General features: G+C 52.3%; 13 protein-coding genes. 1 reads left to right on the top strand and 12 read right to left on the bottom strand.

What is annotated here, in order from left to right; genetic code table 11:
• Positions 1-146: 146 nt before the first annotated feature.
• A complete protein-coding gene (gene katG, locus B9Z49_RS02960) occupies positions 147-2,297 on the bottom strand; it encodes a catalase/peroxidase HPI (RefSeq protein ID WP_108351940.1) in 2,151 nt (716 codons plus the stop codon).
• A gap of 162 nt (positions 2,298-2,459) precedes the next feature.
• Complete coding sequence (locus tag B9Z49_RS21480) at positions 2,460-3,644, bottom strand: spermidine synthase (protein ID WP_146188450.1); 1,185 nt, start codon at positions 3,642-3,644, stop codon at positions 2,460-2,462.
• Positions 3,645-4,414: 770 nt separating this feature from the next.
• Here B9Z49_RS21480 and B9Z49_RS22480 point away from each other — a divergent pair.
• Complete coding sequence (locus tag B9Z49_RS22480; protein ID WP_199224964.1) at positions 4,415-4,711, top strand: hypothetical protein; 297 nt, start codon at positions 4,415-4,417, stop codon at positions 4,709-4,711.
• A gap of 246 nt (positions 4,712-4,957) precedes the next feature.
• Here the strand turns inward: B9Z49_RS22480 and B9Z49_RS02945 are convergent, their stop codons facing one another.
• The 10 genes from B9Z49_RS02945 to B9Z49_RS02900 all read right to left on the bottom strand — a co-directional run bounded on the left by B9Z49_RS02945 (position 4,958) and on the right by B9Z49_RS02900 (position 16,294).
• The gene (locus tag B9Z49_RS02945; protein WP_146188449.1) at positions 4,958-6,022 is read right to left on the bottom strand and encodes a Crp/Fnr family transcriptional regulator; all 1,065 of its coding nucleotides are present in this window, start codon (positions 6,020-6,022) and stop codon (positions 4,958-4,960) included.
• Between the two features lie 199 nt (positions 6,023-6,221).
• On the bottom strand, positions 6,222-6,614 hold the full coding sequence (locus tag B9Z49_RS02940; protein ID WP_146188448.1) for a hypothetical protein: 393 nt from the start codon (positions 6,612-6,614) through the stop codon (positions 6,222-6,224).
• 29 nt (positions 6,615-6,643) lie between these two features.
• On the bottom strand, positions 6,644-8,320 hold the full coding sequence (locus B9Z49_RS02935; RefSeq protein WP_108351936.1) for a TadE/TadG family type IV pilus assembly protein: 1,677 nt from the start codon (positions 8,318-8,320) through the stop codon (positions 6,644-6,646).
• 25 nt (positions 8,321-8,345) lie between these two features.
• A complete protein-coding gene (locus B9Z49_RS22155; RefSeq protein ID WP_233254485.1) occupies positions 8,346-10,481 on the bottom strand; it encodes a TadE/TadG family type IV pilus assembly protein in 2,136 nt (711 codons plus the stop codon).
• Positions 10,468-11,364, bottom strand: a complete 897-nt coding sequence (locus B9Z49_RS02925) for a TadE family protein (RefSeq protein ID WP_108351935.1) — start codon at positions 11,362-11,364, stop codon at positions 10,468-10,470. The genes B9Z49_RS22155 and B9Z49_RS02925 overlap by 14 nt, the downstream gene beginning before the upstream one ends.
• A complete protein-coding gene (locus B9Z49_RS02920) occupies positions 11,361-12,500 on the bottom strand; it encodes a M48 family metallopeptidase (RefSeq protein ID WP_108351934.1) in 1,140 nt (379 codons plus the stop codon). Before B9Z49_RS02920 ends, B9Z49_RS02925 begins: the two co-directional genes overlap by 4 nt.
• A complete protein-coding gene (locus B9Z49_RS02915; protein WP_108352002.1) occupies positions 12,497-12,799 on the bottom strand; it encodes a DUF192 domain-containing protein in 303 nt (100 codons plus the stop codon). The genes B9Z49_RS02920 and B9Z49_RS02915 overlap by 4 nt, the downstream gene beginning before the upstream one ends.
• Before the next feature lie 53 nt (positions 12,800-12,852).
• Positions 12,853-13,731 carry a type II secretion system F family protein gene (locus B9Z49_RS02910; RefSeq protein WP_108351933.1) on the bottom strand — a complete coding sequence of 293 codons (879 nt, stop codon included), beginning with the start codon at positions 13,729-13,731 and terminating at the stop codon, positions 12,853-12,855.
• 2 nt (positions 13,732-13,733) lie between these two features.
• Positions 13,734-14,582, bottom strand: coding sequence for a type II secretion system F family protein (locus B9Z49_RS02905; RefSeq protein ID WP_108351932.1), 849 nt, complete (start codon positions 14,580-14,582; stop codon positions 13,734-13,736).
• Entirely contained in the window at positions 14,582-16,294 is a 1,713-nt protein-coding gene (locus B9Z49_RS02900) for an ATPase, T2SS/T4P/T4SS family (RefSeq protein WP_108351931.1), read from the bottom strand. The genes B9Z49_RS02905 and B9Z49_RS02900 overlap by 1 nt, the downstream gene beginning before the upstream one ends.
• Positions 16,295-16,561 lie beyond the last annotated feature (267 nt).

The following is a 16,561-nucleotide window of genomic DNA, read 5'->3' as shown; positions in this document are numbered from 1 at the left end:
GGCCGAGGCGGTGGCGAGTGAAATGAAAAACCGACCTTGAGAGCATCCACCCAAGAACTGATCTTGCCCCTTGGGGCAAGATCAGGCCTGTCGCTCACGGTTAAACCCTCCGCATCTGAGTCCAAATGACCCAATCCTAGCGAGGCTCAGTACAGATCAAATCGGTCTGCGTTCATCACCTTGGTCCAAACCGCCACAAAGTCTTTGATGAACTTTTCTTGGTTGTCATCTTGCGCATACACCTCAGCATAGGCACGCAAGATGGCGTTAGAGCCAAAGACCAAATCCACGCGCGAAGCCGTCCACTTGGCTTGACCTGTTTTGCGATCACAGATGTCGTAGGCGTTGCGTCCAGTCGGCTTCCATTCATACGCCATGTCGGTGAGGTGTACAAAAAAATCGTTGGTCAACACACCTGCACGGTCGGTGAACACACCATGCTTGGAGCCGCCGTGGTTGGTACCCAAGACGCGCATGCCGCCAATCAATGCTGTCATCTCGTGTGCGGTGAGGCCCATGAGTTGTGCGCGGTCAAGCAAGAGCTCTTCGGGGCTGACCAAGTAGATGTTTTTGACCCAGTTGCGAAAGCCATCATGGATGGGTTCGAGTACAGCAAATGATTCAGCGTCAGTCATGTCTTGTATGGCATCACCACGCCCTGGCATGAAGGGCACAGCCACGTTGAAGCCTGCGGCTTGAATGGCTTTTTCCAAGCCCACATTGCCGGCCAACACAATCACATCGGCCACGCTGGCGCCGCTGTCTTTGGCAATACCTTCCAAGACCTGAAGCACTTGGTCCAAACGTGCGGGTTCGTTGCCTTCCCAATCTTTTTGAGGAGCCAAGCGAATGCGTGCACCGTTGGCACCGCCACGCATGTCAGAGCCTCGGTAGGTGCGGGCGCTGTCCCAAGCAGTGGCAACCATGTCACTCACACTCAAACCACTGGCGGCGATTTTGACTTTGACAGCCGCCACGTCGTAGTTGGCTGTGCCAGCAGGAATGGGGTCTTGCCAGATGAGGTCTTCTTGCGGCACTTCTGGACCAATGTAGCGCACCTTCGGTCCCATGTCGCGGTGGGTGAGTTTGAACCACGCACGCACAAAGACTTGGGAGAAGTAATCGGGGTCTTTGTAGAAGCGCTCCGAGATCTTGCGGTACTCGGGGTCCATCTTCATCGCCATGTCAGCGTCGGTCATGATGGGGTTGGAGCGAATGCTGGGGTCTTCCACATCGGCAGGTTTGTCTTCCTCCTTGATGTTGATGGGCTCCCACTGCCACGCGCCAGCTGGGCTCTTTTTGAGCTCCCAGTCGTAGGTGAACAAGAGGTAGAAGTAGCCGTTATCCCACTGGGTGGGGTTGGTGGTCCACGCGCCTTCGATGCCGCTGGACATGGTGTTGCGACCCACGCCACGGCTGGTGTGGTTCATCCAACCCAAGCCTTGCTCGACCACATCCGCACCTTCAGGTTCTGGGCCTAAGTTTTGAGGCTTGCCATTGCCGTGACATTTGCCCACGGTGTGGCCGCCTGCGGTGAGGGCCACAGTCTCTTCGTCATCCATGGCCATGCGGGCAAAGGTGACGCGCACATCTTGTGCTGTTTTCAGTGGGTCGGGCTGGCCGTGGACGCCTTCGGGGTTCACATAGATCAAACCCATTTCGACGGCGGCCAAGGGGTTTTCTAATTGTTCGCGGTCGTCGCCCTCGTACCGGTTAGAGGCCAACCATTCTTTTTCAGAGCCCCAATAGACGTCTTGCTCGGGGTGCCAAATGTCTGCGCGGCCAAAGGCAAAACCATAGGTTTTCAAGCCCATCGATTCATAAGCCACATTGCCTGCCAAGATGATCAGGTCGGCCCAGCTGAGGCGGTTTCCGTATTTTTTCTTGATGGGCCACAACAAGCGGCGTGCTTTGTCGAGGTTGACGTTGTCAGGCCAAGAGTTCAGGGGTGCAAAGCGTTGGTTGCCCGTGCCACCACCGCCACGGCCATCGGCCACGCGGTATGAGCCCGCGGCGTGCCAAGCCATACGAACCATCAAGCCACCGTAGTGACCCCAGTCAGCAGGCCACCAGTCTTGGCTGTCGGTCATGAAGGCTGTCAAATCTTTTTTCAACGCTTTGACGTCTAATTTCTTGACTTCTTCGCGGTAGTTGAAGCTCTGCCCCATGGGGTTGGTCTTGGTATCGTGCTGATGCAAGATATCGAGGTTGAGGGCTTTGGGCCACCACGCCATGTTGGAGTGACCTGTGGCGGTGTTGCCGCCGTGCATCACTGGGCACTGACCTGGATTTGACATTGAACTTCCTTTCGGGGTTCTAGACAGCATAAACACATTCGTTGAATCACACCGATTTATTTAGTCAACACACAGTGTCGGGTGCCTTTGCTGCTGTGCAACTCGTCGCGGCCGAACATTCCACAGACGTCGCTGGGGCTGAGGTACCGTGCGTCTCGCTCTCTATTTCAGGATGGAAAAGATGCTGCTGTAGTCGTCTTTCCATGTTTGAAACCTGCTCGGGTGTTCGATCTTTGCAGCAGTGCTAAGCCTTGGGTCTTTGAAAAAAGCAGGGTCACTGCTGATCAGCACCCAACTCGAAGGAAAGATTAATTTTTCTGAAATACCCTCTGAATTCACCAGGCGAGCATCCTTTTTGAAGTGGTCAGCCGCCGTCTTGACGACAGGTTCCAAGTTCAAAAATCGGTTGGAAATGTGCACCGCCAAAGTGCCGTCAGGCTTGAGATGCCTGAAGTACTGGGCAAACGCCTCGAGTGTCAGCAGATGAATGGGCACAGAGTCGCCCGAAAAGGCATCTAGCACCAGAACGTCAAAGCGCTGATCAGTTTCTTTTTCCAACTGCAAGCGTGCATCACCCAGAACAATTTCGGTGGTCGCTGTCGTCCGCGAGAGAAAGCTGAAATGGTTGTGGGCCATCTCAACCACCAGCGGGTCAATCTCGTAAAGCCTGAAGTAATCGCCCTGACGCCCATAGCTGACCAAAGTGCCCACACCCAGACCGATGACACCCACGCGAAGCGGCCCCTGTTCAGCCTTCATCTGCAGTACTTTGCCTGCGCCGCCGTCCGGACTGTAATAGGTGGTAGGCAGATCCAGCTTGTCTGGCGCAGTGTTTTGCAGCCCATGGATGATTTGTCCATGAAGCATGGTGCGGTGCCCTTCCTGTGTGCTGCTGAAGACTCGCAAGGTGCCGTAAAAATTACGCGCCGTCATGTCAGCACCATTGATTTTATTCCGATGGTCGTTGACACGAATCGCGGTCAGCGCCAGCAACACCTCTACCGAAAAAACAATCGACACCCAGCGCCACACTGGACGTGAAAAATTCTTTTTTGGAATGATCGCAAGGGTGGCAACCAATCCAGTGAGCACAATGCCTATTGACAATTCGTAGTCGCTATTGAACCAATAAGGGGCAATGACACCGACAAAAAATCCCCCCGCCACCCCGCCGACCGCCAGCATCAAGTAGTAACCGGTCAGGTGGTTGGGGTGAGGCTGTAAGCGTGCAAGTTCACCATGGCAAACCATACAGACAGCAAAAAATGCCGTCAGGTTGATGCTCAGTGACAGTAAGAAAGGAAGTTTGTCAATCGCCAGTGTTGGCAGATAGGCCAGTGCGCCCAAACCAAGCACCAGCAAGGGAAGAAAAACTTTGCGCTGGTACCAGCCACTGCCCTCAAAGCTCAAAATGAACGAGAGCAAATACAGAGCCAAAGGTGCAACCCAAATCATGGGAATCGGTGCAATGTTGGCGGTGAGGTAGCTGGTGTCAGCCACCATCAAAATCGAGGGGCATGCTGCCAAGGCAGCCCACAGTGCTTTGTCTGTCCAACGCGGCGCAAGGCCATCTTGCTGGGCTGTCTGGACGCTGCAAACGCCTTGTCGACCTCGCCAGGCCAAGAGCGCGCAGGCACCCGCAAATCCGACATACAAGCCCGACCAAAGATAGGACTGCCAAAGGGTTGGGAAGATTGGCTCTATCGCGACGGGGTAGGCCAGCAAAGCCAGCATGGAGCCAAAGTTGGACAGGGCAAACAACCGATAGGGGACCAGCCCCGAGCGCTCTCTGGCAAACCAAGCCTGGAGCAGGGGTCCCGTGGTGGACAGCACAAAATATGGCAAGCCGATAGAGACGGTCAACAAACCGAGAATTTGCAAGGTCGGATTCTCTGCTCCCACGGGCTTCCAGTGCAAACTTGGGCTGATGGGGATGAGCAGCAAACTGATCAATAGCAAACTGCCATGCACCAAACTTTGGCGCGAAGGGCTCAAGTAGCGCACCAACCCGTGAGAGTAAAAATAACCCAGCAGCAAGACAGATTGGAAAAACAACATGCAAGTCGTCCAAACGGCTGCTGAGCCACCGAACCAAGGCAATATCATCTTGCCGATCAATGGCTGCACCTGGAACAGCAAGAAAGCACTTAAAAATATGGTCAACCCATAGTAAAAGGTCAGGCGCAGATCAATTTTCATGGGCAGGCATGTGGTTACTTGGCGAAATCGTTTGGGTCTTGAAACAGTGCGCCCAGTTTACCCAGCCCACCCTGACTGTGAATCCGCAAACATTCAGAACCACCCGCAGCGGTGCTGTGTCCTATTTTGCAGGGGGTGATCCTGCATACCCCAAAGACACGGGCTTTGCATTGAAAGACTGGGTGAAATGTGAAGCGACAGATGCTGCTGAATGACCAACAAAAAAGGTGAGGTCACCATCGTTGACAAAACCTGGGGTTGGGTTAAGGACGACAAAGGACAGTTGCGCATTGTTTTGCATCACTCCTCTCTCGAATTCGCAGGCCAGTAAAGACTCAAACACAACGTTCAATCTCAGATACTGATCCATTTAGACAGTTCAATGGTTGAACGCTTTCGAGCATTCATTCGCATCGCGGGCGACTGTGCGCTGAAGAATCAGCCCGAAAGGGGCAACCCTCTTAAAGCGAAACCCAATCAAGCTGATGAACTGGGAGAACTGCATTTGAGGGCGAAGCGGCTTGCATCTTGGCGAAAGTACTTTGCAATTTGCGCGCAAGTTCATTGACCAGCATGAAGAGGAAAAACCGCGTCACGGCCAAAGACTCCTCGGATATCCGGTTGAAGTCATCACGCGTGATGGAGGCCACCAACACCTGCTTGGGCGCTGTGACTGTCTCAAAGGCAGTCATGTTGGGGATCAGAGAAGTCAATGAAAACCATTCCCCAACGTTCAGAATTTTCTCTTCCACAGTGTCCGAGACGGGCATTTTTTCACGCATCAAAACCGCACCGTCCAGGACCAAGAAAATCGAATCGCAGCGATCTTTCTGGTAAGTGAAGACGTGGCGTGGTGGGTACAAGGTCACAGTGGCGTTGCGGGCCAAAATGTTGATGTCTTTTGGCGAAAAATTCTCAATGCCTGGCAGCGTGAGCAAGGTGGCTTTCAGATCTGCAGAAGCCGAAGCAGGATTGGCAACAGGCCAATAATCGTTCAGGTGTTTGTCTTGATCAAGGCTCACAGTGGGCAACGCACCCGACAAACGGCTGTCTTTCGCCAGGGCTGACAGTTTGTCATTCATATCATGCAAGCGCCCTGACATCATCAATGCAAAATGCTGCAGCAGATTCACCACAAGCTCTCCATCCTGGCTCATGATCTCTTCCAAGGCCTGATGCTTGATGCGAAGCACTCGCGCTGCCGTCAAGCTTAACACCGTGGCAGTGGCCCGAGAGTCGCCGCTGAGGAGGGATATTTCGCCGAGCCATTGTCCTGGCCCCACCTCGTTGATTTTGCGCACTGTCCCGTTGACTTCAGCAAGGATTTCGAACGTGCCAGAAAGCGTCATGTAGACGGAATCAATGGGCATCTTTGCGCGAATGAGGTTGCGCCCGGCAGGCATGTCAACCACCGTGGCCGCTTCCAAGAAGGCTTGAAGGTCTGTTGCGCTTAACTCAGCAGCGAACGAATGAAATTGCTGGGAAAACTCTCTGGCTATATCTGGCGACATTTGAATACCCTGCACATGAATTAATCGGCTGGATCGCGTTATTGGTATGGATGCAAGCCATTATCCTTGCTAAACAGCTTGGTGACATGGGCGCACACCAGTTGAGCGCCTGCCCAAAGAAAAAACACCCTGGTACAGTCAGGCCAACACCTCGGGTGGTCGCACTTTTGCACAGGCCCTGATCATCAGGCCCCGTCGTGCCCAAACAACGCAGTCATGTGGATTGGCGGTTTTTGCTTTTTGAGAAATCAATCAGCATACCCAGCCCCGCCAACACGATGGCATAAGGAATACCGAACCCGATCAGTGAGGGCAGGTGGATGGGGCCCGCCAACATGTGCTGCGCAGCGCCCGCTGCAAAGCCCAACAAGCCCAGTCGGATGGACCATTTGCTCAGCAAAGGACCGGCTTGTAAGGGCCATTGGGATCCGCCTTTTTTAGCGATTGAAAAATCAATCAACAAACCAAACGCCATCAACACGATCGCAAAGGGCACGCCAAAGCCAATCATGAAGTGCGGTAAAACCAGCACTTTGTAACTCTGAAGTAAGCCCAAAGCAAGCCCAATCAGGGCTAACCGGATCGACCAGCGATTTAAAAGTCTCATGGAAATTCTCCTTTTTCATGGTTAAAAAACTACTGACAAGTGTAAGTATTACCCGTGGTACGGCAGCTGGATGACCTACCCGCGGTGCAACTGCATGAATTCAGCGGCTGGCGCATATAGTCACGTTCCGAGATAAGGCGATCTCTTTCCTGTCTCCTCGCCTCGAGCAGGGCTTGGAAGTTGGCACATTCGCGAGCTGCTTCGGGAATACCTGCTGCACAGGCTTCATTGATCCCTGCAACAGCCGGATCATTCAAGAGGTTGGGCAGCAAAGCGTTGATTCTGGCATCCAGCCCAGCATTGCAACTGTAGTCATTGTCGGAGTTGGGTGTATAGCCGTTCCATGGCCTGTCTGCAACTTTTTCACCAGCAGGTTTGTACAGCGTGACTTGTTCCCCATTGTAATAGGCCCACCCTTCGCCAGAACACTGCCATCGGTTATTACACCCTGTACGACTGGCCCAGTTATCACAGTGAGTGGCACAAAAAGCAGGATTATTGTTAGCAAAAGATTTGCTATACCAGATGCACCCATGCCTTGTTGGCTCCAGTTCCCAGTCATCGTTTTGCCCCCACCCTTTGTATTGTTTACACATATTATTTTTCGCATTATTCCAAGCAGTGTAAGGTTCTGGTGGTATGACTTCGTAATAATTTCTAACCATCTCCGCTTTCTTCGCGGCCTTGCAGCTTGTAATCGTGGCATCAATTCTTACTTTTTCATCTTGAAATTTCTTGATTGCTGCTTCAGGCGTTGTTATGGGCGGACGGGCTGGCTTCGGCGGTACGATTTTGGGCGGTTTAACTTCGGCACCCCCGCTGAGTCGGTCAGGCGGTACTTTGTCGGCATTGTCGGGTTTCAGTGATGCCGTTAATTTAAAGTTATCAAATTCAGGGAAAACCTTAGATGCCAGCGCTGTGAAACCGTCCCAGCCTCTTTGAAAGGTGGGGTTATTCAAGATATTTGTGGGTGTATAAGGCTGTATTTGGGCCGCCACAAAATTCTTACCGTTGGCTGACCAGCCATTGGCCACCAACACATTGCTCTCTTTTAAATCAAACAGGGGGTTACTGTTTTTAAACGCTTGTGTGACTGCCCAGGTGTTCGTGGGGGTAAAGGTCACGCTGGAGGTGTAGAGATTGTCCATGTCCAGCTTCACAAGCTTTTCAGCCGAAAAAAACTCGGTAACTGTTCCGAGACCTTTGCTATAAATTTCGTCCACTATCCGGTTGGGACCGCCGGGGGTTCTGCCGGCCAAGCTACCCTGTTGGTAATCTTTTAACAGAGGTGTTCCCGCAAGGTCTGACCAAAATGGTCTTTCGTCCACTGCGTCATCCAAACCCGAACTTAACCAAGACCCCTTGAAAAACCGACGACCGACGTCGTTGCGAATGTCTGCATCAGACTTCCAGGCTGTGCCGCAAGCCCACTTGGCACCCCCTGGCTTGTTTTTCGCCCGGAATGTTGTTTCGTCGTAATTGCATTCCCACGTTTCACCGCCAAAATAAACCGTTCGCTCCCATGCCGCGTAGCGTGCAGCCTGGATGGTCGCCGACTGCATGTCATGGTACTTGGCCACATAAGCGAGCATCAGGAAAAGCGGCACGAGCAAGGCCGCTGCCGCAATGGTGAACTCGATGAGCGCTTGCCCATTTTGTGACCGCAGCGTTCGCGCACCGGCTTTGGCGGGTAAGGTTCTGGTCACTTGTGAATTCCCATGCGATGCTGGCCTAGTTCAAGTAGGATCTCAAATCGGTCAGGGTTTTCCACAGGGTTTTGGTCTCTTGTTTGGCAGAGTCCATCACCGCGCCCACGCAGGTCAAGACATCGCCCTTGCCGTCGCAGTAGTGAAAGGCCATGGAAAGCGCTTGGTCTGTGGGCGTGGTTTTGACCAGCCTCGCCTGCCAGTAGGGGCTGTAAAGGCTGCCGTATTCGGTTTTTTGGTCTGCGCGGGGAAACAGGTCCGAAGGCCTTGAAAAATAAGCCTCGGCCTTGGCCATTGCACGCATGCAATTGGAACTGGCCCCGTCGCCTAACTGAAAGTTACCTTCCCCAAACACAGCCTCGACACGCTTTCCTGGTACAGAGGCTTCTCGCTTACAGCCCTTCATCGTTCCGTGTGTTGCCTTTATCGTATCGCGGTGTAATGCGCTCAGTGATTCGTTGCTGGTCCAGATCGTGCGGGTTGATCGTTCAACTTCAATCAGAAGCGGCGGAGAGGTCCAGTTCTGGTTGGCTGTTGCAGTACCCTGCTCAATGTTGGTGACATCGCGGTATTTTCGGAAGATATCATTGTCCGACACATGCTCTCCAAACGCATCACTTGGTGTGTATTTGGTACTGCCTGTGGCGTCTCCAGAAGACAACTTACTGGATGCCGACTTGTAAGAGAGGCTGCCTCCTGGATTCTTATCTGGGCCTGGTAAGCCGTCACCGTAAGCAATTAAAGGCGTTGGGCCACGAAATGACCATGGGGGGAGTGGAGGGGGGAGTGCGACAATAAAGCTGCCCATGCCCTCTAAATCAACGGTGTCGGAAGTTTTCCAACGCCGGTTCCAACTCCCATGCTTTTTGTAGCCCTGGTTCGCACCAGCAGGGGTGAGGTGTTTTTCGTCATTCCACAGTTTAAGTCCTTCGCTTTCGTGGGTGACATTCTTGTAAGTCCAAACATTCGCAGGAATTAGCGGCGACCAACCACCGGCGACAGCCACAAGATCCCAAAACCCATAAGGAAGCCCTACTGGAAACTTCCAGGTTGCATTTCGGTCCGTTGTGAATTCGTCCAACATATCGACAACTATATTGGCATAACGATCTTTTCTAGGACCGTCATATTCTCTAAATAGGTTGTCATCCGTGGCGTCTTTCAGCGGGGCAACAGTGTAATTCTTTTGGTAGTTTGCGGGGCGTAGAAAGCTTCTTTCACTATACCTTTCACATATGCCTTTGACCACATGATAACACTTGCAAAAATCACCCACACGATCACTTGGAACACACATGCGAGCTGATATATTTACATAATAACGCCCCGCCGGTAGTGTTACTATTTTTTCAATAGTATTCTCGTAATCTATCCCCCAAGGCCCCACTGGATTTCTGTTTTCGGTAAAAGCAAGCCATTGTTTGGTGTCGTACACAAAAGCCAACAAGCCCAGTTCGCTCAGCTGGGCGTTAGGATCGTTCATTAAGATGACGTTCGAATCAACCCCGAGCGACAAAGCTTCGTTGAACTTGCTGGATATATCTCCCAAAAAGCTTAAACCGGTGAGTGCTCCCAGTTTATCGCCAAGCCCTTCAATCCAACCGGTGGTTTGTGCGACCGTGACACTGGTTGAGTAATGATAGACTTTTTGAGACAGCGCCAGAATGTTGTTAACGTGATAAACAGCTTTGACGTAGAGAGGTGTGAATCTATCCAATGCCCCGTTCAAGAGACCTGCAGCGGTTCTGGCACCCGTTTCAGCCAAATCCCATATGCCATACAAGGGCCCTTTCGCAGGATCCAACCTTCTGGGTGGTGCGTATTTGCTGAGGAGGCCGCCATCTTTGAAAGCCTCTTCGAAGGCTCTGACCCAAGAGCGCAGCGCCAATTGTTGGGCCGCGCTGACGTCGTTGGCAATCATCGCTCGGTTCATGTAGGCGCTGAAGTTGTAGTCCCGCGCCTGCGCCAAGGCGGCACTGTAGGCCGCAGCGTCTGCCGTGTTTTGCAGCCGGGTTTTTTGGTTGGTCAGCTGCCCCACGTTGTAGGTCATAAAGACGGCGATCACCATGATCAAGATGGTTACCGTGACAAAAACGAGCGCCTGCCCGCGTTGGCCGTGACGAGCGCGAGCAGCTGAGATAGAGAATTCAAGGGCTGACATTTGCACCCAACTGGTAAGGGGTCTGCATCCGAATGACCGCTTCGGTAACGATCGGTATCCTCACCCCGCCCATGTTCCAATTCAACAACGGCAAATTGTCAAACGCGTTGTTGATGATGGTCGTCGCGGTGCTTGAGAGGCTGCCTGTTAAAGGCGCCAGAGGGCCCGCCCTGCTGTTGATTTCATTGACGACGCTGTCAGCCGCCTCTGCCTTGACTTTGTTGATGTTGGTACACATGTTGGGTTTGCGTTCTGTGCTGCCAGCGTCGTTGAATGAAATGCCTGCCAGAACCTTCGTCTCCTCGAGTCCGACGGCCATTCCATAGATCAGTTTGTTGACGAACGGCACCACCAATTTGAAGCAATAGCTCACCCGTATTTTCAGCAGATTGGCGTCTTGGACAGAGACACCGCCTCTGAGTGTCGTGGGGCGGTACATCAAGTTGTCGTTGGGTATGGCATCACGATTGGCGTGATTGGCGTGTTCTGTAAAAGCTTCGGGCGTTGGGCTGAGTATCTCAATGGATGCGGTGTGGGGATTGAAGATCTCGATCGTCGAAATCATCCGCGCCCTGGCCAGATCAGTAATTCCTGGAACGGAGGAATTGACGCGCATGAACAAAGGCGTCATGCCAGAGGCGACGCCGTCCTTGATGGATTCCATCTTTCCGTTGCTTAAGGCGCCTTGCCGCGCGCCAACGAAGGCGGCATGCCGAAGAGTGCTGTTGGCTTGGAAAATCAGAGCAAACTGGATGATTCCAAAAACAATCAGCAAAAGCGAGGGCAGCAAAATAAGAAACTCAACCATCGACTGCCCACCCATGCCTTGCCGCCGCTTCAGGTGACGACGTTGAGCGTGTGATGAGCCTGGGAGGACATTCATGGCTGGGCCACCGATACAAATTGAACCCAAGTAGTCGACAGGGTTTCCTTGGGAATCTCTTTGCCCTGGTAGGTGACGATGGGGGCTTCTTTGCTCAAAAATCTGTACACCGCTTCGGGCAATACGGGCACCCTCATGGCGGCCCCTTTGCGCAACACCAGATCTTTGTCAGGGCCACCATTGGCGCTTTTGCTGACGATGTGCAACCTTTCAGTCGCCTTGACGTTGATCACAGAGGATTTAACAGATGTCGAACTGCCGATGACCCGGGTGATGGGCGAACGCAGACGATTTTTAAAGCCGTCCGTTGGCGCATCTTTGGAGAGTGTGACTGATTGCACGGTGGCCACCGGTTTTGGGGCATCGCTCTTCAGGGCAGGCATGTCGCTTTCGGCGGTCTTTTCGGGGGCCATGTTGACCAAGGGTTCAGCCTTGATGTCGGTCAGCTTGGCATTCGACCGGCTTTCCGGTGCCGACGAAAGCATGGTCACAGGAACAAAAGCAGCCAGTGGTGCTTGAGGCATGGCCGTCAGCTGTACGGGAGGTCCTTCAAGTTGCTGCAAGACCGGCTGAGGCTGTGGCGCCAAACTGGGCTGTGACGGCGCAATCGACACCGAGGACGGGCCGCTCAAAGACAGTGGCTTGGGGTTTGGAGGCGGCAGTTTTGAGCCCAGAAAGCTCAGGCCCGAAAGCACATCGACTATGGCTGTGCTGTTGGCGTAGGCGGGCTCTTCTCGTGCGGCTGTTTTTTTTGCATTCGATGCAGCCTCCCAAGCCTCTTTGAGGAGGATGACGCTGATGTTGTTCCACACGCGGGCGTCCTTGGGATTCATGCGCACTGAGTTTCTGTAAGCCCATACGGCCTTCTCATGCTCGGCATTTCTGGCATAAACATTGCCAAGCATGTACCAAGTCTCGGGGTCCACATCAGCTTGCTCAACGATCTTTTCGTAGGTGCTTTGCGCAAGCCTCAAGTCATCTCGGTTGTAGGCGGCCTGAGCGGTTGCATGCATGGCCTGAATTTCTTGCAGCGTTGCTTGTCGGCCCGCGCCGGATTGATTTTGCGGTGCAGTTGCGCAGGCGCCGAGCGACAAGGCCACAAACACGAGCGCCAGAATTCGCCAGCACTTCATCATGCGATGCTCTCCCGCCAAACCAGGCGGCTGCCCGCTGAAAGTTGAATCCTTGAGGCTTCGCTTGCAGGCAACTCCAGGGTCATGCGCGCCACCAAGGACCCACCGAATCTGGCCATTGGTAAATTTGAAATGATCTTGCACACCGTCCAATTTGCATCCAGAAATACAACATCAATGGGGTACCGCATCCCGAACGTATGGATCGATTTGCAGGGCGAAATCAACAGACCTTGACCGCTTTTTAAAGGGGGTTTGCCAAGGAGGCCACGGGCTCGGTCCCACCACGCAGAGGCCAACATGACCTGTGCAACCAGACACAGGTCAGATGCACTGTCATAAAGCGCACCTTTCTTCAAAAAGCCCCCGAGGCCAAAAACTTCATCGCGATCGGGAATCCGATGACAATGAAGGTCACTGGAAATATGAACACCATCAACGGGCCGATCAATTTGACAGGCGCTTCCATGGCTTGTTTTTCGGCCCGCTGAAACCGTTCTGTTCTGCGTTGCTCAGCCTGAGAGCGCAGCGCTTTTCCGAGAGAAGCCCCCATTTTTTCGGCCTGAATGACCGTGCCTACAAAACTGGAGACCTCGGGAATCTGCAACCGAAGCTCCATGCGGCGCAAGGCTTCAGCCCTGGGCAGGCCTGAACGCAGATCTCTCACCACCATGAAAAACTCTTGCTTGAGCGCGCCTTGCGGTCCTTTTTGTACCACTTGGTTGAGCGCACCCGTTAAGTTCAGGCCAGCTTCAACGGCCATCGTGATGAAATCCAAAAACATGGGCATGGCTTTTTGCACAAGCTTGACTCGTTTTTTCCTGGCATCAGACAACCAGATGTCAGGATAATAAAAACCCAATAACATGCCCAAAAGCAAATACACCAATGAAAATTCGCCGAGCATCATTTGCATCAGAAGAATCAGGCCAGCAACGATCAGAATCGAAACACATCTCAAGGCATAAAACTGCTCGGCGTTCATCAGAAAGGACACCCCGCTGAGGTTGAGACGGGTTGTCACCTTTTCCAGCTTTTCGGCGCTGATCTTTGAGGTCACGTGGTACTCTAATAAAAGTATCATGGGCCAAATCAAACGGACCAAGGGAGGCAGCGGATCCATATAATTACGATCTTCCGCCGGCACGACTTTGGTGACCGATGTGAAAATATAATAGATAATCACCAGCGCAAAGCTGATTGAAAAACCAATGATGATGGGAAGGGTTTCCATATTTATACGTCTATGTTTACAATTTTTCGGATGCCCATGTAGCCGATAAATATCATGACAAAAACCACGACCAGTGTCGCCCACCCCATCATGGTGTTATAGAGAGGCGCCATGGCCTCAGGCTCCATGAACGTCAAGATCCCCATCAAAAACAAAGGGAGCGCTGCCATGACAATGCCCTGCATTCGCCCCTGGGCCGTCAATGCGTTGATCTTGCCCTCCATTTCATGTTTGCGGCGCAGGGTGTTCGAAAGAGATTCCAAGATCTCTGCAAAATTCCCCCCGACTTCTCTGGTGATGCGCATCGCAGCGACCAACAACACAAAGTCTGGCACGGGCAAGCGCTTTTCCATGTTGGAAAGGGCGACATCAAAATCCACGCCCAGCCGCTGCTCTGCCAGCAGCATTGAGAATTCTTGGGACAAAGGAGGCTTGGATTCTCTCGCCATGGACTCCATGCCGACAACCAGGCTTGCGCCCGCACGCATGCTGCCCGATACCATCAGCAAAGCGTCCGGCAATTGTCTTTCGAATAAATCAATCCTTTTTTTATTCATTTTTTTGACAATGATCTTCGGCGCAAGATAAGCTGCGATACCCCCAATAATGGGTACAACGGGATTGGCGAAGATAAACCAAAGCAATACAGGCACCAAGATCACAGCAACGATGCTGAGCCAGAAGATTTTGTCTGTATCGACAAAAATATACATTGACTCAAGAGTGGATCGGGTATTTTTTTCCAGATTCTCCTTGTGTTTATCAAGCCCCTTACGACTCAAAATAACAATACTTATCCACGACATGATTGCCGTGAGCGCAATAAATACCAATACAACAGCGATGTCCATTATTGATTGTTCTCCGCTCTGAAGATGGAAAGGTCAACAGGCAATCCTCGCTTTGCCATATCCTGGCAAAAATCAGGAATATTTCCTGTGGCTATGAATTTGCCCCTTATTTTTCCCTTTTCGTCGTAACCGTCTTGCTTGAAGAGGAAAATGTCCTGGAGTTGAACAATATCGCCCTCCATGCCGACCACCTCGGTGATGTGAGTGATCTTTCGACTGCCATCCGGGAAACGACTCTGCTGAACAATCATGTGAACGGCTGATGAAATCTGCTCCCGAATAGCGCGGATCGGTAAATCTAGGCCTGACATCAAGGTCATCACCTCAAGTCGGGCAATGCAATCCCTTGGGGTGTTCGCGTGCGCGGTCGTCATGGAGCCATCATGCCCTGTGTTCATGGCCTGCAACATGTCCAAAGCTTCACCTCCGCGGCACTCGCCCACCACAATGCGGTCAGGCCTCATTCGCAGACAGTTCTTCACCAACTCACGTATCGAAACCGATCCTTTGCCCTCAGAGTTCGGAGGTCTGGACTCCAAAGATATCAAGTGGGGCTTGGCCAGTTGCAATTCAGCAGCGTCCTCTACCGTGACAATGCGCTCATCGTCCGGAATGTAATTGGACAGAACGTTGAGCAAGGTGGTTTTACCCGACCCGGTGCCGCCAGAGATGATGATGTTGGCCGCGTGATGGACCGCAATCTGCAGGAATTGCATCATCTCGGTTGTGACTGATCCATAGTTGATCATGTCTTTGTCAACCAGCTTATTCTTTGAAAACTTTCGGATGGTGATGTTGCAACCTTTGAGCGCCAAAGGCGGAATAACCGCATTGACCCGAGAGCCATCCTTCAGCCTGGCATCCACCATGGGCGAACTCTCGTCAATGCGTCGGCCCAAGGGCGCCACAATTCTTTCAATCGCGCTCAGAACAGCCTTGTCGTTGCTGAACGTGATGACGGCCTTGGTTAAACGGCCTTTTTTCTCTATGTAGATCTCGTCAAAACGGTTCACCATGATCTCGGAAATGTCGTTGTCCGCGAGAAGCTCTTCCAGCGGGCCTAAACCAACCACCTCGTTGAGGAGGTCTCTGGCCAAGAATTTAAGATCAATGTCCGGATCCGAAAAATTCGCCTGCTTGATCACATCCTCAATCGTCGCCTTGGCAACTTCGCGAAGGCTGTCCTCGGACATCCCGCTCACATCGAGGCGTCGAAAGTCCATCTGCTCTATGAGCTTGCTGTGAAGAAACCTTTTGGCATCGTTCAACTTGACTTGATTAGACAGTATTTCATCGGCTGTTTGTGTTTCTGGCGAGGTCGCTGCTTTGTTTTCAGCGGCCACTGAAGGGGTTGACACCGACGCGGTAGGCAAGACATCTGCAGGCCTGTCTGCGGGGGTAGGGCTGACCGAGGCCGTGTCACCCAGAAAAACCCTCAGAGAGTTGTCCCCAATCGTGATCATGTCACTGTCTGTGAGCGGTCCATATTCACCCTTCACAGCTTTGCCATTGACCTCAGTGCCACTCATCGCACCATGGTCCTCGATGTAAATTTGAGAGGACCTTTTGTAAATGGTGGCGTGCTTTTTCCCGACCGACCAGCCGCGCAGCACAATCAAGTTGTCTGGTGCTTTGCCAACCGTGCACTGGTCTAGCTCACAGGAGGACACCTTTTTTTCGGTTTTACCAATTTGATACTCTATGGCGAACATATTGGTCCCAAGGGGTTGATGGATGAAAAAGCGACACTGATTGGCTCTGCTGGGCAATGCTGACCTGTGTTCATTTGCAGCCAATTGGCGTGATTGCCAAAAGGTTTGAACTTGTTGTTTTGCAGGATTTTGGCAATATCCCGTTTTAAGAATCAATTTACACTGCTAAAACCATCGAAATCAGTTTAAACCTAACTGATTTTTCACGCAAGCCCTGCGCTTGTCGTGCAGAACAAAATTGTGCAGTCTGATTAAAGTCAATCACGC

The sequence above is a fragment of the Limnohabitans sp. 2KL-51 genome, from assembly GCF_003063645.1.
In the GTDB taxonomy this organism is placed as follows: Bacteria; Pseudomonadota; Gammaproteobacteria; order Burkholderiales; family Burkholderiaceae_C; genus Limnohabitans_A.
The sequence above is the reverse complement of the archived record's forward strand: the minus strand, read 5'-3'. Positions and strand labels throughout refer to the sequence as shown.